The organism is Actinoplanes sp. NBC_00393, from assembly GCF_036053395.1.
Classification (GTDB): domain Bacteria; phylum Actinomycetota; class Actinomycetes; order Mycobacteriales; family Micromonosporaceae; genus Actinoplanes.
On the sequence record NZ_CP107942.1, the window covers coordinates 8,030,690 to 8,053,673 of the forward strand.

Consider the following 22,984-nt stretch of genomic DNA (forward strand, 5'->3'; position numbering starts at 1 on the left):
GCGTACCTTCTCCTTCGCTGCCGCGACGAGGCCCCATTTCAGGCCGGCACCTCGTCGCGGAGTTGATGCACGCCGCCTGCTCGTCTTCGTTTCGACAGGAGCAGTCACATGTCCGTTTTCTCCTCGCAGCGCTCGTCCTCGATGCCGTACGAGCGCTACACGCCGTACAAGAATGAATTCTCCGTTGAACTGCCGGACCGGCAATGGCCCGGTCGCGTCACTGAGAAGGCCCCCCGCTGGTGCGCGGTCGACCTGCGGGACGGCAACCAGGCCCTGATCGACCCGATGTCCCCGGAACGCAAGAAGCGCATGTTCATGCTGCTGGTGAAGATGGGCTACAAGGAGATCGAGGTCGGCTTCCCGGCCGCCAGCCAGACCGACTACGACTTCGTACGCCAGCTGATCGAGCAGGACCTCATCCCGGACGACGTCACGATCCAGGTCCTGGTGCAGTGCCGCGAGCACCTGATCGACCGGACCTTCGAGTCGATCCGCGGCGCCAAGCGCGCCATCGTGCACTTCTACAACTCGACCTCGACGCTGCAGCGGCGCGTGGTGTTCGGCCTGGACAAGGACGGCATCACCGACATCGCGACGACCGGCGCGCGGCTCTGCCAGAAGTACGCGGAGATCCACACCCCGGACACCGAGATCTTCTACGAGTACTCGCCGGAGTCGTACACCGGCACCGAGCTGGAGTACGCGCTGGAGATCTGCTCCGCCGTCATCGACGTGATCGACCCGACGCCGGACCGCCCGCTGATCATCAACCTGCCGGCCACCGTCGAGATGGCCACGCCGAACGTGTACGCCGACTCGATCGAGTGGATGCACCGGCACCTGCCGCGGCGGGACAGCATCGTGCTGAGCCTGCACCCGCACAACGACCGGGGCACCGGGGTGGCCGCCGCCGAGCTGGGCCTGCTGGCCGGCGCCGACCGGATCGAGGGCTGCCTGTTCGGCAACGGCGAGCGGACCGGCAACGTCGACCTGGTCACGCTGGGGCTGAACCTGTTCTCCCAGGGCATCGACCCGCAGATCGACTTCTCCAAGATCGACGAGATCAAGCGCACCGTCGAGTACTGCAACCAGCTGCCGGTGCACGAGCGCCACCCGTACGCGGGTGACCTGGTCTACACCGCCTTCTCCGGCTCGCACCAGGACGCGATCAAGAAGGGTTTCACGGCGCTGCAGGCCGACGCCGACGAGGCCGGGACGGACATCGACGCCTTCACCTGGGGCGTGCCGTACCTGCCGATCGACCCGAAGGACGTGGGCCGCACCTACGAGGCGGTCATCCGGGTCAACTCGCAGTCCGGCAAGGGCGGCGTGGCGTACATCATGAAGGAGGAGCACAAGCTCGACCTGCCGCGGCGGCTGCAGATCGAGTTCTCCGGCGTGGTGCAGCAGCACACCGACGAGGACGGCGGCGAGGTCAACCCGCAGCAGATGTGGGAGTACTTCGCCTCGGAGTACCTGGTCGAGCACCAGGCGGCCACCGCCTTCAAGGTGGAGAGCTACAGCACGGCCACAGTGGACGGCAAGGTCGAGATCGACGTCCAGGTGTTCCACCGGGGTGTTCGGCGGCCGCTGGTCGGGGTCGGCAACGGCCCGATCGCCGCGTTCGTGCAGGCCGTGGAGCCGCTGGGGATCAGCGCCCGGGTGCTGGACTACCAGGAGCACGCGCTGACCTCGGGTGGCGACGCGCAGGCCGCGGCCTACGTCGAGGTCGAGGTCGGTGACGTCGCGGTCTGGGGCGTCGGCATCGACGCCAACATCGTGAGCGCGTCCATCAAAGCGGTGACCAGCGCCATCAACCGCGCACGCTGAGTTTCACCCGGTCGTGTGCCGCCCGTCACGGCGGGCGGCACACGACCGTGATCTTGGGTACGAGCAACGCATGCCTACGCTAGGGAATGTGCCCCGTCGTTTCCTTCCTGTCCTCCTCGTAGCCGTTCTCGCCGCCGGCTGTGACGTGGTCGGCGCCAGTCCCGCTCCGGACTCCAGCGACGCCGCCGACGCGGTGGCCACCCTCGACACCCTGACCGTGGCCAAGGCCGGCTCGATGCGTGGCTACAACCGGGACAAGTTCCCGCACTGGCGCGACACCGGCGAGAACTGCGACGTCCGCGACGAGGTCCTGAAGCGGGACGGCAGCAAGGTCAAGTACTCCGGCTGCAACGTCGTCGCCGGGACCTGGGACAGCCTCTACGACGGCAAGGTGCTCAACTCGCCGACCAAGGTGGACATCGACCACATGGTCCCGCTGGCCAACGCCTGGCGGTCCGGCGCCGCCAAGTGGAGCACCGACGAGCGTTCCGAGTTCGCCAACGACCTGGACCGGCCGCAGCTGATCGCGGTTTCGCAGACGTCGAACCGGGCAAAGGGCGACCAGGACCCGTCGACCTGGAAGCCGAGCGCCGAGGAGAGCTGGTGCGCGTACGCCCGGGACTGGATCGAGGTCAAGAGCTACTGGAAGCTGACCGTGACCAGTGCGGAGAAGGACGCGCTCACCGACATGCTGGAGACCTGCTGATGGCCGCGGCGGAACAGAGCAGAACCACTGACATCACCCCCGGACCGGGCGGGGTGATGACCGACGAGGTGGGCGTCGTGACCGGCGAGCTGACGCTGCGCAGCACCTTCTCCGACGGCGAGGTCGCGCTGAGCGTGCAGTACAAGGACGCCGAGGAGTGGTACGCGGTGACCGGCGGCCGCAGCAAACTGACCGATTCGTCCGACCTGGACAGCGTGCACGCGATCGCCGTGGCGCTGCTGAACCGCCCGGAGGGTTGATCCGCGTCGTTACGGTCGGCCGGTGCGCCTCATCCACCTGGCCGTGACCGCGGTGTTCGTCCTGCCGCTGGCGGTCGTCACCGCTTCGGCGAGCCGGCTCCCGGAGGCACCGCCGATCTCGGTCGCCGACGTGCTGCCGGCGCCGGCCGAGGCGGTGCCCGATCCGGAGGCCGCCTTCCCGCTGACCCGGGACACGGTGATCGTCGCCTCCGGGGCGGCCGTGCCGGTGGCCGAGCAGCTCGCCGACGCGTTCCGGCCGGCGACCGGATTCCCGCTCAAGGTCGTTCCGGCCGCCGCAACGAATGCGATCGCGTTGACCCTGGCGGACGACGGAGCCGCGGGTGACGAGGGTTATCGGCTCGATGTGCGTACCGATGCGGTGTCTTTGCGGGCGGCGCAGCCGGCTGGGTTGTTCGCCGGCGTGCAGACCCTGCGCCAACTGCTGCCGCCGGAGATCGACGCGCCGAAGGCGCAGCACCGGGACTGGGCGATTCCGGGTGGGCGGATCGTGGACCGGCCGCGGTTCGCGTATCGGGGCGCGATGCTCGACCTGGCCCGGCACTTCCACACTCCGGACGAGGTGCGGCGGTACATCGATCAGATCAGCCGCTTCAAGATCAATCACCTGCATCTGCATCTCGCCGACGACCAGGGCTGGCGGATCCAGATCGACAGTTGGCCACGGCTGGCCACGGTGGGCGGCGGCAAGGGCACCGGGGTACGCGGCATCGGCGGCGGTTACCTGACCAAGGACGACTACCGCGCTCTGGTCCGGTACGCCGCCGACCGTTTCGTCACGATCGTCCCCGAGATCGACATGCCGGGACACGTGAACGCGGCCCAGGTGGCGTACCCGGAACTGACGTGCGACGGGCTCGCTCCGAAGCCGCGGATCGACATCCGGGTCGGGTACAGCTCGCTCTGCGCCGGCAAGGAGATCACCTACCGGTTCGCCGAGGACGTGATCCGCGAGGTCGCCGAACTGACGCCGGGGAAGTACCTGCACATCGGCGGTGACGAAGCGCATTCCACGCCGCACGCCGACTACCTGGCCTTTCAGGCGCGGGTGCTGCCGCTGGTCCGCAAGTACGGAAAGATCGCGGTCGGCTGGCAGGAGATCGCCGCGGCGCCGGCCGCCCGGGACGCGATCGTGCAGTACTGGAACCACGAGGGCGACCCGGCCCCGATCGTGGCGTCCGGCGCGAAGGTGCTCGTCTCGCCGGCCGACCGGGCTTATCTCGACATGCAGTACGACCTGCTCACTCCGGGTGGCCTGCATTGGGCGGGCACGACTGAGGTGGACGACGCCTATGGCTGGGATCCCGGGCGGGTGCTTTCCGGCGTACCGGAAGATTTGATCCTGGGGGTGGAGGCGCCGCTGTGGTCGGAGACCTTGCGCGATCTTGCCGACCTCGAGTTTCTGGCTTTTCCCCGCCTGGTAGCGCACGCTGAGCTGGGCTGGTCCCCGCGAGCGACCCACGACTGGGAATCGTTCCGGGCGCGGCTCGGCGCTTACGGTCCACGATGGACCCGGCAGGGGGTGCGGTTCTATCGTTCCCCGCAGATTCGCTGGGTGAATATCTGATCTTTCTGATTACTGGGGGTTGGGGATGTCTCGTATCGTGCGGTTCAGCATCGCTGTGCTGACCGCGACCGCGGCGGTCACCGCCGTGGCCGGACCCGCCTTCGCGGCGAGCACCGGCACTGCCAAGATCTTCAACGGCAACCACGTCAAGTTCGACGCCGGCGCGGGCCAGGCCAACCGAGTGGTGATCACCAACTCCGGCCGGACCATCACGATCGACGACCGCAACCGGATCAAGGCCGGCACAGGCTGCAAGGCGGTCAAGGGCGACCGGACCAAGGTGCGCTGCACCGTCCCGTCCCTCGCCGGTGCGCGGGTGGTCCTCGCCCTCACCGACGGCAACGATCATCTGACCAACAAGAGCAGCCTGGCGATCACCGCGAACGGTGGGCGCGGCACGGACACCCTGATCGGCGGTCCGGCTGCGGAGGCGCTGCTCGGCGGCGCGGGCAACGACTACATCCACGGCGGCGCCGGCAACGATCATCTGAACGGCACGACGGAGAACGACGACATCCGTGGTGGTCCGGGCAACGACGAGGTGGTCGGCGGCAGCGGCAACGACAAGCTGCGTGGCGGCCCCGGCAACGACGCCGTCTCCGGTGGGCGCGGCAACGACATCGCCTACGGCAACACCGGCAACGACTCCATCAACGGCCGGATCGGCGACGACAAGCTCTACGGCGGCAGCGGCAACGACCTGATCCAGGGCGACGCCCACAACGACCTGATCTACGGAAACACCGGCAACGACCGGCTGTTCGGTGGCTACGGCGTCGACAGGCTCTACGGTGACGCCGGCAACGACCAGCTGGACGGTTCGATCGACGCGGTGAACGGGACGCTCTGGGACAGCGACGTGGACCGGTTGGACGGCGGCACCCAGACCGACATCTGCCGGGTCGTCCCCGCCAACGACCGCAAGGTCAACTGCGAGACTTCCTAGAGGTGTGGAAAGGCCCTGCCGGGCCTTTCCACAACCATCAGGCTTTGGTGACGGCCGGCCGGCGGCCGGTCACCTGCTCATCGCTGGCCACCGGGAAGTGGCAGGCGGTCAGGTGCGAACCCGGGTCGTCGAGGCGCTGCACCAGCGGCGGCTCCTCGGTGGCGCAGATGTCCTGCGCCTTCCAGCACCGGGTCCGGAAACGGCAACCCGACGGCGGGTTGATCGGGCTGGGCACGTCACCGGTGAGCAGCACACGCTCGCGCTGCGCGCGATCACGCCGGATCGGGTCCGGCACGGGCACGGCAGACATCAGAGCGACGGTGTACGGGTGACGCGGGTTGGCGTACAGCTCGTCCCGTTCGGCGATCTCCACGATCTTGCCGAGGTACATCACCGCGACCCGGTCGGAGATGTGCCGCACCACCGACAGGTCGTGCGCGATGAAGACGTAGGTCAGGTCGAACTCGTTCTGCAGGTCCTCGAGCAGGTTCACCACCTGCGCCTGGATCGACACGTCCAGCGCGGAGACCGGCTCGTCCGCCACGATCAACTTCGGGCGCAGGGCGAGCGTACGCGCGATGCCGATGCGCTGCCGCTGCCCGCCGGAGAACTCGTGCGGGTACCGGTTGTAGTGCTCCGGGTTCAGGCCGACCAGCTTGAGCAGGTCCTGCACGGCGCGCTTGATGCCGTGCTCGGTCTTGACGTTCTGGATCCGCAGCGGCGCGCCGACGATCGTTCCGACCGTGTGCCGCGGGTTCAGCGACGAGAACGGGTCCTGGAAGATCATCTGCATGTCGCGCCGCAGCGGGCGGAGCCTGCCCTGGCTGAGGTGCGCGATGTCCTTGCCCTCGAAGTCGATCGACCCACCGGTCGGTTCGAGCAGTCGGGTCAGCAGCCGGCCGGTGGTCGACTTGCCGCAGCCGGACTCGCCCACCAGGCCGAGCGTCTCACCACGGAAGACGTCGAAGTCGACACCGTCGACCGCGCGGACCGCGCCGACCTGGCGGCGCAGCAGGCCCTTGTTGATCGGGAAGTGCTTCTCCAGACCCTTGACGGAGAGCAGAGCTTCCTTACTCATGGAGCCTCCAACTTCGGCTTGACCTCTTCCGCCCAGATGCGCTGCCGCTCCTCGGTGGGCAGATGGCATCGGACCAGGTGATTGCTCCCGCCGGCCCGGACGAGCTCGGGCGACACGGTGGTGCCCAGCCCGCCGGTCCGCGGCTCGTAGGCACAACGTGGGCTGAACGAGCAGCCCGACGGCAGGTTGATCAGCGACGGCGGCGAGCCGGGGATCGGCACGAGCCGATCCTGGTTCGGCCGGTCCATACGGGGCATGGAGCCGAGCAGACCCCAGGTGTACGGGTGTTCCGGCCGCTCGAAGACGTCGGCGGCCGACGCGTACTCGATGCACTTGCCGCCGTACATGACCAGGACGTCGTCGGCGAGCTCGGCCACCACGCCCAAGTCATGGGTGATCACGATCAGCGCCGAGTTGAACTCCGCCTGCAGGTCGTGCATCAGGTCCATGATCTGCGCCTGGACGGTCACGTCCAGAGCCGTGGTCGGCTCGTCCGCAATCAGCAGCTGCGGGTCGTTGACCAGCGCCATCGCGATCATCGCGCGCTGCCGCATACCCCCGGAGAACTGGTGCGGGTAGTCGTCGACCCGGCGGTCCGGCTGTGGGATGCCGACCCGGCCGAGCATGTCGACCGCGTGCTTACGGGCCACCTTCTTGGAGACGTTGTGGTGCACCCGGTACGCCTCGATGATCTGATGACCGACCGTGTAGTAGGGGTGCATCGCCGACAGCGGGTCCTGGAAGATCATCGCCAGCTTGTTGCCGCGCAGCTTGCGCACGGTCTCCTGGCCGGACGAGACGATCTCGTCGCCGTCCAGCCAGATCTCGCCGGAGACCTTGGCGTTCCGCTTGTTGTAGATGCCCAGGATGCCGAGGCTGGTCACCGACTTGCCGGAGCCGGACTCGCCGACGATGCCGAGGGTGCGGCCGCGCTCCAGCTTGAAGCTGAGGCCGTCGACGCTACGGACCAGGCCGTCGTCGGTGGGGAAATGAATCTTGAGGTCCTTGACCTCGAGGAAAGCCTGCCCGTCCGGCATCAGCCCAGCCTCACTCTCGGGTCCACGACCGCGTAGAACAGGTCCACGATCAGGCTGGCGATGACCACGAAGAACGCTGCCATCATGGTCACGCCCAGCACCTTCGGCAGGTCGTTGTTGGTGATCGCGTCGACCGCGTACTTGCCGAGGCCGGGCAGCGAGAACACCTGCTCGGTGATGACCGCGCCGCCGAGCAGCAGGCCGAAGTCCAGGCCGAAGATGGTCAGAATCGGAGTCAGTGCGGCACGCAGGCCGTGCTTGACGGTCACGTCCCGTTCGGGGAGACCCTTCGCCCGCGCCGTACGGATGTAGTCCTCACCCATCGTCTCCAGCATGCCGGCGCGGGTGAGCCTCGCGTACTGGGCGGAGAACTGGAGGGCGAGCACGATCCACGGCAGCAACAGGGCGTAGGCCCACTCGCTCGGACTCTCGGTGAAGTCGGTATAGCTGCCACCGGGCGCGGTCCAGCCCAGCGTGTAGCTGAACACCAGCAGACCGATCATGCCGGTGAAGAAGATCGGCATCGAGACGCCGGCCAGCGAGAAGGTCATCGCGGACCGGTCCAGGAAGGACCCGCGGCGCAGCGCGGAGAGCGTGCCGATGGAGAGACCGAAGATCAGCCAGAGAATCGCCGCACCGATCGCCAGCGACAGCGTCACCGGGAGGCGGTCGATCAGGTCCGGCCAGACCGGCGTCTTCGTGACGAACGAGTACCCGAAGCAGGGCGCCGGGCAGTGCTCGATGGTCGCGCCGAGGTCATAGTCGGCACCGACGAAGATGCCCTTCACCCAGCGGCCGTACTGGAGCCAGACCGGGTCGTAGAAGCCCAGCTTCTCCGCGATGAGATGGACCGTCTCGGGGGTGGCAGCGCGGCCCACGTAGCGGGTGGCCAGCGTCTCCGGGGTGGACCCGGCGAGGCGCGGAACCAGATAGAAGATCGAGAAAGTGGCGGCGCTGATGATGAAGAGCAGCCCGACTGCCGCGAAGAGACGCCTGATGATGTATGTGATCACAGAGTCCGGCTGGGGCGGCCGGCCCGGGTTGCCCCGGACCGGCCGCCTGCTGCCTTCACCTACCTATCGAAGGTGTCGTGCGGGTGTGTGGACGGGTTACGCAACGCCCAGCGACAGGTAGTCGTACATGTTGTACGCGTCGCTGACGAAGACGTTGCTGAGCGTCTTCGGGCGGATGATCAGGCTCTTCGCGACGATGCCGGGGAGGATGACAGCCTCCTCCATGACCCGCTTGTCGATCGGGCCCCACTGCGCCTCACGCTTGGCGTTGTCGGTCTCGGCGACCGCGGCGTCCAGCATCTGGTCGACCTCGGGGATCCGGACACTGGTGTTCGACGAGCCACCGGTCTCCCGGATGACCCGGCTGTCGACGATCTGCGAGAGGAAGCCGAAGCCGTCGTTCCAGTCCGCACCCCAGCCGTTGAGGACCAGGCCGAGCTTGTTGTTCTTCACGTACGGCGGGTTGCCGGCGTACTGCGAGAAGTAGTCACCCTGCGGGAACGGCTTCAGCGTCAGCTTGATGCCGACCCGGGCGAGTGACTGCTGCAACGCCTCGGCGGTCGCCTTCTCCTTCGGACGCTCGGCCCGGTAGGAGATGTTGGTCTCGAAGCCGTTCGGCTGACCACAGGCGGTCAGGTGCTCCTTGGCCTTGTTCACGTCACCGGTGCCGTCCGCGGACGGGTACAGGTCGAACTTCTGGTAGCCCGGGATCATCGGAGGCAGGATCGTGGTGGCGATGTCACCACCGGCGAGCGGGCCGCCGTACGCGGTCTGGTAGCCGACCTTGTCCGCGGCGTACTCGACGGCCTTGCGGCAGTCGATGTTGTCGAGCGGCGCCACGGTCGGGTTGATCGACGTGTACCAGAGACGGGCCAGCGTCGGGTTGTCCGTCTGCGCCTTCAGGGTCGGGTCGCCGACGACGCGGCCGAGAGCGGCCGGCTGCACACCGGTGCCGGTCACGTGCACGTCGAGGTCACCCGAGAGCAGCCGGTTGTCGATGTCGTCCGCGTTGACGTTGAGCTGCACGTCGTACGCGTCCGGCAGCGCCTTGCGGTTCGGGTCGGTGGCCGGGTCCCACTGGTCGTTACGGACCAGCTTGAAGTTCTTGCCCAGGTTGTTGGTCTCGAACTTGTAGGGACCGGTGGCGATCACCTTCTCCTTGTACTTCGCACCGGTGTCCTTGGCCTCCGGAACCGGCACCGTCTGCGGCAGCGCCGCCAGGTAGTCGAAACCACCGAACGCCGTCTTCAGGTGGAAGACGATCGTCTGGTCGTCCGGCGTGGTGATCGCCGAGTCGGTGTTGACGCCCTTCGACTTGTACGGGCCCTTGTAGCCCTCCGGCAGGTTGAGGAAGCCCTCGAAGTACGCCGGACCGTTCGGGAACGTCTGCTTGTCGGTGGACCGCAGCACCGCGTACTTCACGTCCTTCGACGTGACCGGGGTGCCGTCCTCGAACTTGATGCCCGAACGGATCTTGTACGTCCAGGTCTTGCCGCCGTCGCTCGGCGTACCCATGCCCTCGGCCAGGTCGGGGGTGAGGGTGTTGCCCTCGGCGCCCGGGACCGGCTTGAACATGAGCAGGCCACGGCCGTACAGGCGGAGGAAGTTCCACGAGTATCCGTAGTACGTCTCGCCCGGGTCGAGGGAGTCCCAGTCACCCTCGTTGGCGAGCCGGATGGTGCCGCCCTTCTTGTCCGAGGCGTTGAACACCTTGGTCAGCGCGGCGTTGAACTCCGGCTTGGAGCCGGAGTTGCTGCTGCTGTCGGAATCGTCGCTCCCACCGCACGCGGCGGCGGAGAGCATCAGCGCGAGCGCGGCCGTACCGGCCACCAGCGCTCTGGACTTGCGAATCACTTGTAGCAACCTCCCTGGTGGAACGGTCCGGGTCCGAACCGCACGGCTGGTGGGAAAGCATCCGGCGCCATGTCAGCGCCGCCCCTTGGGATCGAGCGCGTCACGCAGACCGTCGCCGAAGAGGTTGAACGCGAGCACGGTAATGAAGATCGCCATGCCCGGGAAGAACATGAAGTGCCAGATCGTGTAGAAGCGCGCGGCCTCCGAGAGCATCCCGCCCCAGCTCGCCGTTGGCGCCCGGATACCGACACCGAGGAACGACAGCGACGCCTCGAAGATGATGTTCGTCGGGATCAGCAGCGTCGCGTAGATCAGGATCGGCGCCACCAGGTTCGGCAGCAGCTCTTTGAAGATCACGTACGGCCCGCGGGCGCCCAGGCTGCGTGCGGCGTCGATGAACTCCCGCTCCCGCAGCGACAGCGTCTGGCCACGGACGATACGCCCGATGTACGGCCAGCTGAAGAAACCGATGATGAAGATCAGCATCGAGATCCGCAAGGTGTCACCGGACAGGCCGAACGCCGTGTCCGGGATCACGCCGGCCAGCGCGATCGAGAAGACCAGCAGCGGGAATGCCAGGAAGACGTCCATCAGCCGGCTGATCAGCGAGTCCACCCAGCCACCGAAGTATCCGGCGACGACGCCGAGCGTGGCACCGATCGAGACCGAGAGCAGGGTCGCCAGGAAGGCGATCAGCAGCGAGATCCGCGCGCCGTAGACGACCCGGCTGAAGATGTCCCGGCCGTTCGTCGGCTCGACACCGAACAGGTGCTCACCGCTGATGCCGGTGCCACCCTTGGGCTGCAGCGTGCTCGTGTCGATCAGGTTCTGGTGGAACTGGTTCGGCGGATGGCCGAACGCCTTGACGATCAACGGCGCGAAGATCGCGACGAGGATGAGGAAGATGACGACGGCGCCACCGGCCATCGCAACCCGGTCACGCTTGAGCCGGGTCCACGCGATACGGCCGAGGGAACGACCCTCGATCGTCTTGCCGGGGACGGGGCCCGCAGCCGGGTCCGGAGCTACCGGAACCTGGTCCGAGACCGTGCCTGGTCCAACGACCATGAAGTGTCCGGTCCTCTCCCGGCCGCCGCGCAGCGGGAGTCAAGGCCACCGGGCGGAGGAACACGGAATCCCCAGCCGGCGACGATGGCCCACGCAGCGAACGGCAACCGATCGGTTGTCGCATGCCTCGAGTGCCGACCCCCGGGCTCCCGGCCGAGATAGGGCCGACGCACGAGGGACTCGACGGCGGTTGTGGCCGCCATCGAGAGGAACATTCACCTAGCGCGGTGCCTCGGGTCAAGCTCACCGACCGCACACGAGCGGTTCCGTGTCTCCCTCGTGATGTCACCGTGACCTAGACGCCGAACAAACGGAAAACTACCGCGTACAAGGTCCACAATTAGCCTTTACGGCCCAAACAGCGTGCGTGGCGTTACGGCAGAATTACGGCTTGTTAAATCAGATCGCTCGGCGGCCCTCGAACGCCCTACCCAGCGTGATCTCATCCGCATACTCAAGGTCACCACCGACCGGGAGACCACTCGCCAGCCGGGTCACCGCGATACCCATCGGCTTCACCAGCAGGCCCAGGTAGGTGGCGGTCGCCTCGCCCTCGGTGTTCGGATCGGTGGCGAGAATCAGCTCCTTCACCTCACCGGTCCCAAGCCGGATCAGCAGCTCCCGGATCCGCAGGTTGTCCGGGCCGATGCCCTCCAGCGGGTTGATCGCCCCGCCGAGCACGTGATAGCGGCCCCGGAACTCGCCGGTCCGCTCGATCGCGACGACGTCCTTCGGCTCCTCCACCACACAGAGCACCTCATTGGTGCGGCGGGTGTCCCGGCAGACCCGGCACTGCTCCGACTCGGCCACGTTGAAACAGGTCGTGCAGAAACGCACCAGCTCCTTCACCTTGCGCAGCGCGGTGGCGAGCCGGTTCACATCCGCCGGATCGGCGGACAGGACGTGAAAAGCGATGCGCTGAGCCGACTTCGGGCCGACACCCGGCAGCCGGCCCAGCTCATCGATCAGGTCCTGGATGGCACCTTCGTACACGGGATCAGAACCCCGGCAGGTTGAAGCCGCCGGTGGCCGGGCCCATCTTCGACTCGGCCAGCTCACGCTGCGCCTCAGCGGCATTGTGGATCGCCGCGAGCACCAGGTCCTCGAGCGTCTCGACATCGTCGGCGTCGACCGCCTTCGGATCGATCTTCACCGACTTGAACTCACCCAGCCCGGTGATCACCACAGTCACCAGCCCGCCGCCGGCAGTGCCGGTCAGCTCGGCCTCAGCCAGCTCGGCCTGCGCCTGGGCGACCTGCTGCTGCATCTTCTGCGCCTGCTTCATGATCTGCTGCATGTTCGGCTGTGCACCGGGGCGCATGGCACCGCTCCTCAACTCATCGTTCTCGTAACCACCATCGATGGCACGCGGCGGTCGGAAAGTTACCGCCGCCAGCGTAGCCGCCGGCCTCTCTTTGCCCCCCGACACGCCGCCGGACACCCCACGCCGCCACTCTCCCGCCGGCCCCGCCACCCCCGGCTGACCACCACCGCTGCCTCAACCGCCCGCAGACAGCACTCAGCGACAGCCCGACAACCCCGGCTGACCACCAGCGCTCCTTCAAGCGCCGGCAGACAGCGCTGAACGACAGCCCGACAACCCCGGCTGACCACCAGCGCTGCCTCAACCGCCCGCAGACAGCGCTGAACGACAGCCTGGCAAGCTGGCTGACCACCAGCGCTGCCTCAACCACCCACAGACAGCGCTGAACGACAGCCTGGCAAGCTGGCTGACCACCAGCGCTGCCTCAACCGCCCGCAGACAGCGCTGAACGACAGCCCATCGCTGCATCGGCCCGCGCCAAACGACACCGAGTGACAGCCGGGCCTCACCACGCGCGCCGGCCGGCTCGTGGCAGGGCCTTGGCCGCGAAAGGGTGTCCGGGCCGGGCACCCGCGGTGGTGACCACGGCGAGCAACCGGCCTTCGTCGTCGACCACTGGCCGCAGCGCACGGTGAAATGCGCTGCGGACCGGTAGTGATCAGATCTCAGCGATTTTCTCCGCGCCGAAAGCGTCGCGGAGCAGTTGCATTGCCTGCTCCTCGCTGCTCTGCCGCGCGGTCTTCTCGTCGATCACCTCGTCGAGCGGCTCGTCGCCCGGATCGAACCCCTCGTAGGCGGCCGCACCACCCGGCGGCGGACCGTCGTACTCGGGGTCGTAGGGCGCCTCCTGAATCGGCGGCACGTCCGAGTAGCTCGATCCGCCGGCATTGCCCTGGTCGGGCCCGGACCGCGACGGCGTTGCATTGCGCGCGTTCGCCACGGCAGCACGCGCCGCGGCCGGCCCGGCTCCGGTGGCGGCAATGCCCCCGCCCCGGGCAGCAGCCCGCGCCGCCTCCATCGCAGCCGAGCGAACGGGCACGCCGGGCCGTGCCGGCGCCGCCGAAGCCGACGCCGACGCCGACGCGGACCCCGCCGCCCCGGCCGACGCGGCCGCTGAAGGCGCATCCGACCCAGGCCGGACCGGCACCGCGGCACCGCCGAACGCCGGCCGCGAAGCCGCGCCGGCCGAACCCGCACCCGGCGGCGACGCCGGTGCGCCCGTTACAGCGCTCGGCTGCGCGGGCGAGCCGCCTAACCCGGCCCCAGAACCGGAAGCCGATCCGCCCAGCCGGTGCCCCGAGCCTGCAGCCGGACCGCCTGGCCCGTGCCCAGCCCCAGGGGCCGAACCGCCCAGCCCGTGCCCAGAGCCAGCAGCCGCGCCGTTTGCCTGCTCGAAACGCGATGCCGGATCCGCCGACGAAACCGAGGCGTCCTGCCTCGGACCGGACGAATCCTGATGCGAGCCCGCAGCACTCACCCCGGGCTGGTTGTTCGTCAAGCTCTCGGCTACTGATCCGGCCGCCCGGCCGCCGGGCCTGACCGGCTCAGGCCAGTCGTCATCCGCCGAGACCGAGGGTGCAGCTTGGACCGCGACTGGAGTGTGAGCCGCGCTACCGGGCCGGGCGGGCTCGGGCCAACCTGTGTCGTCGTCAGGCCCGGCGCTGGAGCCGCGACGATCTTCACTGGCAGACCGGGCTGAGCGCTCCGGAACCAGGTGGCCGTCACCGCTTTCCTGGCGTGCAGCTTCAGGACGGCCCTGCCGGCTCTCCTCGTGGGCAGTTTCGGGGCGGCCTGGACGGTTCTCTCGGCGGGCAGCTTCCGGGCTGCCTTGGGGGTCGCTAGGTGCCGGCTGGGCCGGTTCCGGCCAGTCGTCGTCGGAGTCGGCGGAGGAAGAGGGCTGCGGGCGTGACGGGCGCGGTTCGGTCCGGCCGGTGTTTCGCTCCGGGGCCGCCGCGGCCGGAGAGACTGCCGGGGCGGCTGCCGCTGGGCGGTTGGAGCCGCCTGACGGTGGGCGCTGAGCTGCTGGCTGGGGTCGGCCCTCGCGGGACTGAGCCGGTGCCGCAGGTGGCTCGCCCACGTCGCAGCGGATCTGCCACTGGCCGCCGAGTGCCTGGCCGAAAGCCTCCGTGATCAAGTCGCGGTAGGTTAGGAAACGCTCCGCGTACCTCGGGTTGGGCGCACCGAAGACAACCGTGGTGCCGCTCTCGACCGTCCTCAGGTCGATGCCGCTTCCCTGCATCAGGCCGACCGTCTTGTCACGCCGGCCCAGGTCGAGCCAGGCAGCCCGAACCTTTCGCTCCAGCTCAGCGACCTGCTCCGCGGGATCCGGCGCCGGCGGCTCGGCCGGCTCGTCGTCCCACGGGGGCGGCTCCTCGTCATATCCGCCGTCGGCGACCGCATTCCAGTCAGGCTCGGCCGAAACGGGAGCAACCGGCGCGGCCGAGACAGGAGCGGTGGGAGCAGACGAAACGGACGCAGCCCCAGGAACCGAACCGGATGGGTCCGAACCAGGCGAGGCCGAAGCAGGCGAGGTCCGAGCGGTCGAAACCGGCGCAGGAGCCGGCGAGACCGGGGCGACAGCAGGAGCCGCAGCAGGCGAGACCGGAGCGGCCGAAACGGGGGCGACAGTCGGAGCCGCCGCAGGAGAGACCGGCGCCGCTGTGCCCGGACCCGCCAGATCAGCGGCCGCGGGGGCCGTAGCGGAAGAACCCGACCGCGCCGGCGGGCCAGAAGCCCGGCGCGCTGCTGCGGCGGCCGCGGCCATCGCAGCGGCCTTCCCGCCGCCCCCAGCGGCAGCCGGGCCGCCCTCAGCGGCAGCCGAGCCGCCGACAGCGGCAGCCGAGCCGCCGACGGCGACCGCGGAAGACGGCTCACCCTCCCCGACCTGCGGCGCAGCGTAGGAGCCGTCATCTTCGGGGGCGGCAGGGGACGCGTGCTCAACCCGTACCCCCGATGGGATGCCACGCTCCAAGCGCTCCAGGCGCTGCAACAGCGACCCGGTGGAATCTTCGGCGCCGGGCAGCAGCATGCGGGCCGTGATGAGCTCGAGCAGCAGCCTCGGCGCGGTCGTGCCGCGCATCTCGACCAGGCCGTTGTGCACGATGTCGGCGGCGCGCGACAGGGTCGCCGGGCCGAGCCGGGCGGCCTGGCCGGCCATCGCCTCCAGCTGGTCGGCCGGGCCGTCGATCAGGCCTTTCGCCACCGCGTCCGGAACCTGCTGGAGGACGATCAGATCGCGCAGGCGTTCCAGCAGATCGGAGGCGAAGCGGCGGGGGTCGTGGCCGGCCTCGGCCACGTTGTCGATCGTCCCGTACGCCGCGGCGCCGTCCCCGGCCGCCAGGGCGTCACACATCTGGTCGATCAGCGCCGAGTCGGTGACGCCGAGCAGGGCCACCGCCCGGGAGTAGCTGACGCCCTCCGGACCGGCGCCGGCGATCAGCTGGTCGAGGACCGAGAGCGTGTCCCGGGCGCTGCCGCCGCCGGCCCGCACCACCAGCGGGAACACCGCCGGGTCGACCTTGACGCCTTCGGTTTCGGTGAGCTGCTGAAGGTACGGCCGGAGGGTCGCCGGCGGGATGAGCCGGAACGGGTAGTGGTGGGTGCGGGAGCGGATGGTGCCGAGCACCTTGTCCGGCTCGGTGGTGGCGAAGATGAACTTGACGTAATCCGGTGGCTCCTCGACGAGCTTGAGCAGCGCGTTGAAGCCGGCCGACGAGACCATGTGCGCCTCGTCGATCACATAGATCTTGTAACGGCTGTTGGCCGGCGCGAAGAACGCCTTCTCCCGCAGCTCACGGGCGTCGTCGACACCACCGTGGCTGGCCGCGTCGATCTCGATGACGTCGATCGAGCCGGCGCCGTCGTTGGCCAGCGACCGGCATGAGGCGCAGACGCCACACGGGTCGGGTGTGGGGCCCTGCTCGCAGTTGAGCGAGCGGGCCAGGATGCGGGCGCTGGAGGTCTTGCCGCAGCCGCGTGGGCCGGAGAACAGGTACGCATGGTTGAGCCGGCCACTGCGCAACGCCTGCGACAGCGGCTCGGTCACATGCTCCTGGCCGATGACCTCGGCGAAGGTGCGAGGCCGGTACTTCCGATAGAGGGCGAGCGCCACTCCTGCCACCTCCTGAAGACCGCGCCATTGTCCGTCGAGGGTCTGACAAGAACAAAACAACGTGCCCCAGGGAATGAAAGGACCCCCCGTGCACCCGTCAGAGCCCGCTTATCCTTGCTGCCTTCCGGCCCTGGGGAGGTTCACGAGATACACGCCGCACGAGGGGCTGCCCGGAAGCCTACCCGGTCCATGGTCGCGGCATGCGCAGCCCCCTGCGCAAAACTCCGGGCGAGGCTCTGTATCCTGGCGCACGGAGGATTCGCCTAGAGGCCTAGGGCGCACGCTTGGAAAGCGTGTTGGGTTAACACCCTCACGAGTTCGAATCTCGTATCCTCCGCCAGACATCGAAGGCCGGACCCATCGGGTCCGGCCTTCTTGCTGTCCCGCTACTTCTTGATTTTGACAGTGACCGAGACGGCGCGGCCGTCGTGGTGGCCGGTCCGCTTGGCGATCACGGTCAGGGTGAGCTTCTTGGTAGCCCACGTCTTCTTCAGTTTCAGCGCGGCCGTGGTGGCCACGAGCTTGCCGTTGACGCGCCACTCGTACCGATAGGCGGTGGCCCTGGGTGACCAGGAGCCGACCGAGGCCTTGACGGTCTTCGCAACCTTCGCGGTGCCGGTGATCTTCGGCTTCCGGGTGGCCTTCGGCGCCACGCCATAACCCACGGTCAGCGCCGCCGAGGAGACCGGTGCGGACACGCTGTCAGCACTTGCGGCGGTCACGCTCACGGTGAGTCGTTTTCCGCGGAGCGAGGCGGGGATGGTGTACGACGACCCGGTCGCCCCGGAGATCGGCGCCCCGTTCGCCGCCCACCGGTAGGTGTACGACCTCGGGGCCGGGCTCCAAGCGCCCGGGTTGACCCGGACGACGGCACCGACGGCGGCCGTGCCGACGATCGCCGGCTTTCGGGTGGCGACGATCGACGTCGCGGAGACCACGACCCGTCCGGGCGTGGTGAAGACCTGCGAGGGGTTCACGGTGTTGGTCGCCGACAGGTCGTATACACCGGCGGTGAGGGCGGTCGCGTCGATCTCGGCGGTGTAGCGGGTGCGGCTCCCGTCGACCGACTTGATCACGATCGGCGCCACTTTCGCGCCGTCCCGGCTGACCCAGAGGTTGTCCTGCTGGTGCAGGGCGACGCCGCCGATGGTGACGGTCGTACGGGTTCCGGCGATCACCGGAATCTTCGGGGACTCCGAGCCGCCGGCGTTCCAGTGCTGGTGGTCGCAGAGCAGCGTCAGGCATTCGCCCTCGACCTGGAAAGCGCCGCCGTCGCCCACGAAGGCGAACAGCACGTGGCTGCCCGCGGGGAGCGACTCGGTCCAGCAGAGGTCCTCGCAGGCGACGATGGCGCCGTCACGGCGGATCACGTACGACGCGGGTTTCGCACCGCTGGCAGTGATCTTCAGCCGGTACTCGTCGATGACGCCGACCGGCACGGCCACGCACCAGGCCCGGTCACCCGGGCTGAGGGTTCCGCCGACCGGGCCGAACCCGTAGGCGGCGGAGTCGGTGACGACCGCGCAGTCCGTCGGCGTCGACCGAACGCTGCCGACCGCCCAGGTGTCGAGCTGGTAGCTCGCCGGCTGCTCGCTGGTCACCAGTACCTCGGTGCCCGGAACGAGGCAGGGCAGTGCCGCGCACTTGTAGAGCTTTCCGTCGAGCAGGTAGCGGATCGCCGGCACCGCGCCGTGCGCGTCGATCCAGGAGTGGTCCGCCGTCCGATAGCACTGGACGTCGCCACCGCCGGTGGTCGCCCCCGCGGTGGCCGGCCCGCCGAACGCGGTGGACGTCACCGCCCGGCAGTTCGCGCCGAGCGGGCCGACCTGGCTGAGCCGGAACGTGCCGGAGCCGCCCGCGGACCGGACGACGGCGGTCTGGCCCTTGGCAACCTTGCAGCCGTAGACCTGATAGGCCGCGGCCGGCGCGCTGTCGCAGATCGGGAGGCCGGCGCGGTCGTAGACGACGAGGTCGGCGGTGCCGTCCCCGCCGAGCCGGTCCAGGGTGAGTACGCCCTCCGAGACGGTGTGACAGGAGATGAAGGCGTCGTCGGAGAGCGGGAAGGTCACCTGGCCGGGCTTACCGGGCGTTCCCGTGGGCATGGCAGCGCACTCGTTGGCCGTGCTGGTGCGCTGGACGGCGAGCCGGTATTCGCCGGTGGGTCGCGGGTCCTGACTGACCACGATGAGCCGCAGCGCCACCGGCACGTCGACGACGCAGCCACTGGTGGACGTGACGTCGGCGCAGATCATCGTGTCCTGCCCCTGCACGAGCCGGACCATCGGCCGGGTCGCCGGGTCACCCGGCGGCAGCGTGACCTGGTACCGGCCCGGCGGGGCGGGCAGCGCGAGGCAGTCGACCTGGCCTGGGCTGGTGAACGTGCCCAGGCGGACGGCGCTGAAGCCCTGAGCGTCGACGGTCTTGCAGCCGGCGCCGCCGAGGTTGGTCACGGTGGTGCGGAACGGCGCGCTGTAGGGCTCGTCTGCGCCCGCATCGACGACCACGTCGTAGGTGCCGGTCGCCAGGCTGCACCAGTTGATCACGCAGATCAGGGCGCCACCGGAGTAGACCGCAGTCGGCAGGGTGCCGTTGTTCGCGTCAGCGGCGCGAATCAGGTGGCTGCCGAATTCGGTCACGGTGAATTTGCGGCAGCCGCTGCCGTTCGCCAGTGGGCCGGCCGCCGCGCCGAACCCGGTGACCGGGATCGCCGTGCAGGTCGCCGGGTCGACCGGGATCTTCGCGGGCGGGGCGGTGCCGGCATCGGCCGATTCGCTCAGCAGGGCACCGGGCACAGCGACCGCGAGCAGCAGGCCTGCTACCAGAGAAAACTTGACTGCCCGAGCAGTCAGCCATCGTTTCACCGCGTCCCCTACCTCACTTGTTGATCTTCTAGCTGCGGGCGGCAGCCCACGGCGTGGAGCGGCTGCCGCCCCGCTGTGGGGACGTGCTGCGCGGTCTCGTATTCTCGCGATCGAAAACAGTGCAGACGAGGGTCGGCGCCCGATCGGCAGCCGGCCCTCGTCGTCTGTCTAGCGCTTGATCTTCACAGCCGCCGCGACAGCCCGCCCGTCGTAGTGGCCGGCCCGCTTGGCGATCACGACCACGGTGAGCTTCTTGCCGGCCCAGGACTTCTTGAGTTTCAGCGAGGCGGCGGTCGCGCCCTTGATGACCTTGCCGTTAAGGCGCCACTCGTACCGATAGGTGTCCGCCCGGGGCGACCACGCGCCCACCGAGACCTTCACTGTCCTGCCGGCCTTTACCGTCCCGGTGATCTTCGGCTTCTTGGTCGCCGCCGGCGCCGCGCCGTAGCCCACCGCCACCGCGGCCGAGGCCGCGGCGGTGTCAGCGCGGTTGGCAAGCTTGGCGGTAACGGTCACGGATAGGCGCTTGCCGCGCAGAGCAGCAGGGATGGCGTACGTCGAACCGGTAGCCCCTCTGATCGCCACCCCGTCGGCCCGCCACCGGTAGGCGAGTGCGCCCGCCGCCGGGCTCCAGGCCGCGCCCACCGCGCGAACCGTCGCGCCGACCCGCACCGTGCCACTGATCGCCGGCGCCTTGACCAGCTTGAGTGGCGCAGCCGTCACGGTCAGCCCGTTGGCCAGCCCGGCCGACCCCGCCGTGACACCCCAGACGCCGCTCGCCACCGACGTGAGGTTCGCCTGCGCGGTCAGCCGGGTGCCGTCGTCGGACACGCCGGTCACGGTCGCCGGGATCGCCGCCGACCCGGTCCGGGTCAGGCGCACCGTGTCCCCGGCCGTGAACCCGGTGCCGGTCAGAGTCAGGGTGACCGGCCCGCTGTTGGGTGCGGACGCCGGTGCGACCGCGGTCAGGGTGACCGGCGACGGCGTGGTACCGCACGGCGCGGGGTCGCAGTCGAACTCGGCCCGGAACGGCACGTCGGCGCTGGTCCGCCGCGGCGAGATGACCAGGAGCGCGTCGCCCCGGACACCGGTGAGCGCGCAGCTCCACACCCCGTCCTGCCGGCAGTACCCGGCCGTCTGGCTGCTCGGGCCGGTGTGGTTGAAGAGGTAGACGTACGGCGTACCGGTGACCCGCACCTGGAACTTGGTCCCGCCGTCGACCGGCACGGTGCGGCAGACCGCGTTGCTCGTACCGCCGAGGGTTCCGGTGATCGGTGCCTGCCGGGCCGGATCCGCCACGGTCGGGCACTCGGCCGGTGTCTGTCCCGGCCGGCCGAGCTTCCAGGTGTCCAGCAGATAGCTCTTCGGCAGCGTGGAACTGGCCGGCCAGACGAACACCCGGTATTCGGTCGACCCGGTCAGGCGGCAGGGGTGCATGAGGGAGCAGTCCGCCACCTGCTGGCCTGCCGCGTCGAAGACCGCGTATTCCACGGTGCCGTCCCGCACGCTCGTCCAGAAGGAGTCCGACTCGCCGCCGGTGAGCCGGTAGCAGTGGACGTCGTCGACAGCGGTGACGTCGTCGGCCGACGGCGCGCCGCCCACCACGGTCGATGCCGGGGTACGACAGTCGGCTCCCGCCGCGCTCGAGTCCTTGCGGCTGATCCGGAACGACGTGTCCAGAGGCCGCCCGACCACCGCGACCGTGTACGCCTGTCCCGCCGCGAGACGGCAGTGCGCGACCGCCACGTCGAAGGACTCCAGATAGCCGCCGCAGATGCCTTCGCCCGTGCTGTCGTACACGGCGGTCCAGACGCTGCTCGCGGACCGCCCGGCCGGCGCCGCCGTGATGATCTCCGAGGTGGCGTGCCGGTCCGGCGGGATGGCGTAGCAGGTGCCGAACCGCGCCGCGGAGAACGTCGCGGTCGCGCCGACGGTGGTGCCGATGGCGCCCTGCGGCAGTTCCGCGCAGCCGGCGATCTGGTCGGTCCGCTGCACGGTGAGCTGATAGTCGCTGGCCTTCGAAGCCGAGACCAGGATCCGGTAGGGCGTCGGACCGGTCAGCCGGTCACACCAGTCGTGGCAGAGGACAGTGCCGTCGGCGTCGACCACGTCGACGTCGAGCACGTCGTCCAGCGTGGAGTAGGCCGGAAGCCAGATGTCCAGCCGTGCACCGGCCGGCGTGGGCAGGACCAGGCAGTCCGTCACACCGGCGGCCGGGATCGTCCCCCGGTGTGCCCCCGCGGTCAGCCCCTGGTCGGACACTGCGACGCAGTTCGCCGGGTCGAACGACTCGGCCGAGGCGGCTGATCCGGCCGCCCAGAAACCGACCAGGATCATCAAGCCGCTCAGCAGAACGGCGCCCCATCGCCTCACGCCGGTCGATCTTGCCAGGATCCGCCGCCGAGCCGTCGAGCCTCCCACTATCTAGGAAGTACGAGTTCGGAGGCGGCGACGGTCCCGTTTCGGTGTCACATTTGGGCAGCCGCTATCGCATCGTCCACTTCGGGGAAGATCGCGAAGTAGCGACCCAGCCCAACCGTCTCCATCAACTGGGCGAGGAACGGGTTGGCGCCGGCGAAGCTCAGCCAGCCGCCCCGCGCCGCGATCACCTGTTTGCTCGTGATGAAGGCGCTCAGCCCCACCGAATCGCAGAACTTGAGCTCGGTGAGGTCCACGACGATCCGCGGAACCGGACGATCCAGCAGGTCAGCCAGGGTGGCATGCAGCTGGCTCGCGGTGTCGGCGTCGAGTTCCCCACACAGGTGGAGCACCGAGACGTCCGATCGGTGATCGGTGATTGTGGCCCGCATGGGCGATCGCCTCCTATCCGGTCGATGGGCATTCCAGGCTAGATCACTAGCTTTCGCGCACATCGGACAGTGCGTGCGTCGCTTTTCGGATGGCACACACGCGAAACGGATAACCCGGAGAACGAAGTCCGGCGGGTGCGGACACGGAACGGGCCGGATCCCTGCGGATCCGACCCGTTCACAAGAAAGGCTGGCCGAGACAGCCAAGCATTTGCGGCGCAGCCTGGGGGGAGGCTCCTGGCGCGATCTACAGCTCGCGCCACCGCCAGCGTGGACCTCGCCACGCGTCGGCCAGGATCATTGCTGACGCCCGGCCGGGGCACTGCTGCACTTTCGACTTCCCCTCGGGGCCGCCCATCTGGGCTTCGACCTCCCAGGTTTCGCCGTCCGTGCGGACGTAGACGTCACGGCGCTGAAGTCGGACGTCCCCATTCCACCAGTGTCGCTCAACTCTCACGTGTCAAATCTAGGACAGACATCGACGTTTCTGGGTGGGGTGAT

The 22,984-nt window shown here is 68.9% G+C and carries 17 protein-coding genes, 1 tRNA gene and 1 other RNA gene; 6 read left to right on the top strand and 13 right to left on the bottom strand.

The features are described from left to right. The first annotated feature begins 108 nt into the window (after positions 1-108). From leuA to OHA21_RS37125, 5 genes are all read left to right on the top strand, one after another. On the top strand, positions 109-1,830 hold the full coding sequence (gene leuA, locus OHA21_RS37105) for a 2-isopropylmalate synthase (RefSeq protein ID WP_328463128.1): 1,722 nt from the start codon (positions 109-111) through the stop codon (positions 1,828-1,830). Positions 1,831-1,900: 70 nt separating this feature from the next. Next, a complete protein-coding gene (locus tag OHA21_RS37110; RefSeq protein ID WP_442874951.1) occupies positions 1,901-2,536 on the top strand; it encodes an HNH endonuclease family protein in 636 nt (211 codons plus the stop codon). Continuing rightward, positions 2,431-2,796, top strand: coding sequence for a hypothetical protein (locus OHA21_RS37115; RefSeq protein WP_442875199.1), 366 nt, complete (start codon positions 2,431-2,433; stop codon positions 2,794-2,796). The genes OHA21_RS37110 and OHA21_RS37115 overlap by 106 nt, the downstream gene beginning before the upstream one ends. Positions 2,797-2,818: 22 nt before the next feature. Continuing rightward, positions 2,819-4,381, top strand: a complete 1,563-nt coding sequence (locus OHA21_RS37120) for a beta-N-acetylhexosaminidase (protein WP_328463134.1) — start codon at positions 2,819-2,821, stop codon at positions 4,379-4,381. A gap of 25 nt (positions 4,382-4,406) precedes the next feature. Beyond that, positions 4,407-5,327 carry a calcium-binding protein gene (locus OHA21_RS37125; protein ID WP_328463136.1) on the top strand — a complete coding sequence of 307 codons (921 nt, stop codon included), beginning with the start codon at positions 4,407-4,409 and terminating at the stop codon, positions 5,325-5,327. 37 nt (positions 5,328-5,364) lie between these two features. On the opposite strand, the gene OHA21_RS37130 is transcribed toward OHA21_RS37125, so the two are convergent. The 9 genes from OHA21_RS37130 to ffs all read right to left on the bottom strand — a co-directional run bounded on the left by OHA21_RS37130 (position 5,365) and on the right by ffs (position 16,983). Beyond that, positions 5,365-6,405, bottom strand: coding sequence for an ABC transporter ATP-binding protein (locus OHA21_RS37130; protein ID WP_328463138.1), 1,041 nt, complete (start codon positions 6,403-6,405; stop codon positions 5,365-5,367). Continuing rightward, entirely contained in the window at positions 6,402-7,442 is a 1,041-nt protein-coding gene (locus tag OHA21_RS37135) for an ABC transporter ATP-binding protein (RefSeq protein ID WP_328463140.1), read from the bottom strand. Before OHA21_RS37135 ends, OHA21_RS37130 begins: the two co-directional genes overlap by 4 nt. Next, entirely contained in the window at positions 7,442-8,455 is a 1,014-nt protein-coding gene (locus OHA21_RS37140; RefSeq protein ID WP_328463142.1) for an ABC transporter permease, read from the bottom strand. Before OHA21_RS37140 ends, OHA21_RS37135 begins: the two co-directional genes overlap by 1 nt. Positions 8,456-8,551: 96 nt before the next feature. Further along, on the bottom strand, positions 8,552-10,309 hold the full coding sequence (locus tag OHA21_RS37145) for an ABC transporter substrate-binding protein (RefSeq protein WP_328463144.1): 1,758 nt from the start codon (positions 10,307-10,309) through the stop codon (positions 8,552-8,554). 72 nt (positions 10,310-10,381) lie between these two features. Then, a complete protein-coding gene (locus OHA21_RS37150; protein ID WP_328463146.1) occupies positions 10,382-11,377 on the bottom strand; it encodes an ABC transporter permease in 996 nt (331 codons plus the stop codon). Positions 11,378-11,776: 399 nt separating this feature from the next. Continuing rightward, a complete protein-coding gene (recR, locus tag OHA21_RS37155; protein ID WP_196412684.1) occupies positions 11,777-12,370 on the bottom strand; it encodes a recombination mediator RecR in 594 nt (197 codons plus the stop codon). A gap of 4 nt (positions 12,371-12,374) precedes the next feature. Then, the gene (locus OHA21_RS37160; protein WP_328478783.1) at positions 12,375-12,698 is read right to left on the bottom strand and encodes a YbaB/EbfC family nucleoid-associated protein; all 324 of its coding nucleotides are present in this window, start codon (positions 12,696-12,698) and stop codon (positions 12,375-12,377) included. Positions 12,699-13,359: 661 nt separating this feature from the next. Then, on the bottom strand, positions 13,360-16,812 hold the full coding sequence (locus tag OHA21_RS37165) for a DNA polymerase III subunit gamma and tau (protein ID WP_328463152.1): 3,453 nt from the start codon (positions 16,810-16,812) through the stop codon (positions 13,360-13,362). A 74-nt stretch (positions 16,813-16,886) separates the two neighbouring features. After that, an RNA gene (gene ffs, locus OHA21_RS37170) (signal recognition particle sRNA small type) lies at positions 16,887-16,983 on the bottom strand. 81 nt (positions 16,984-17,064) lie between these two features. Here ffs and OHA21_RS37175 point away from each other — a divergent pair. Further along, positions 17,065-17,152: transfer RNA gene (locus tag OHA21_RS37175), tRNA-Ser, on the top strand. Between the two features lie 46 nt (positions 17,153-17,198). Here the strand turns inward: OHA21_RS37175 and OHA21_RS37180 are convergent. The 4 genes from OHA21_RS37180 to OHA21_RS37195 form a co-directional block, all read right to left on the bottom strand. Continuing rightward, on the bottom strand, positions 17,199-19,673 hold the full coding sequence (locus OHA21_RS37180) for a hypothetical protein (RefSeq protein WP_328463154.1): 2,475 nt from the start codon (positions 19,671-19,673) through the stop codon (positions 17,199-17,201). Between the two features lie 168 nt (positions 19,674-19,841). Then, entirely contained in the window at positions 19,842-22,046 is a 2,205-nt protein-coding gene (locus OHA21_RS37185; protein WP_328463156.1) for a hypothetical protein, read from the bottom strand. Between the two features lie 95 nt (positions 22,047-22,141). Further along, positions 22,142-22,483 (bottom strand): STAS domain-containing protein, encoded by a 342-nt coding sequence (locus OHA21_RS37190; RefSeq protein WP_328463158.1) that lies wholly within the window; start codon positions 22,481-22,483, stop codon positions 22,142-22,144. 247 nt (positions 22,484-22,730) lie between these two features. After that, positions 22,731-22,940, bottom strand: a complete 210-nt coding sequence (locus tag OHA21_RS37195; RefSeq protein ID WP_328463160.1) for a hypothetical protein — start codon at positions 22,938-22,940, stop codon at positions 22,731-22,733. Positions 22,941-22,984: the final 44 nt, after the last annotated feature.

What these genes read in the sequence shown, in the direction of transcription:
- OHA21_RS37150 (WP_328463146.1), bottom strand. Translation starts at nt 11,377, where the DNA reads ATGGTCGTTGGACCAGGCACGGTCTCGGACCAGGTTCCGGTAGCTCCG.
- OHA21_RS37125 (WP_328463136.1), top strand. Translation starts at nt 4,407, where the DNA reads ATGTCTCGTATCGTGCGGTTCAGCATCGCTGTGCTGACCGCGACCGCG.
- OHA21_RS37190 (WP_328463158.1), bottom strand. Translation starts at nt 22,483, where the DNA reads ATGCGGGCCACAATCACCGATCACCGATCGGACGTCTCGGTGCTCCAC.
- OHA21_RS37160 (WP_328478783.1), bottom strand. Translation starts at nt 12,698, where the DNA reads ATGCGCCCCGGTGCACAGCCGAACATGCAGCAGATCATGAAGCAGGCG.
- OHA21_RS37130 (WP_328463138.1), bottom strand. Translation starts at nt 6,405, where the DNA reads ATGAGTAAGGAAGCTCTGCTCTCCGTCAAGGGTCTGGAGAAGCACTTC.
- OHA21_RS37135 (WP_328463140.1), bottom strand. Translation starts at nt 7,442, where the DNA reads ATGCCGGACGGGCAGGCTTTCCTCGAGGTCAAGGACCTCAAGATTCAT.
- OHA21_RS37110 (WP_442874951.1), top strand. Translation starts at nt 1,901, where the DNA reads ATGCCTACGCTAGGGAATGTGCCCCGTCGTTTCCTTCCTGTCCTCCTC.
- leuA (WP_328463128.1), top strand. Translation starts at nt 109, where the DNA reads ATGTCCGTTTTCTCCTCGCAGCGCTCGTCCTCGATGCCGTACGAGCGC.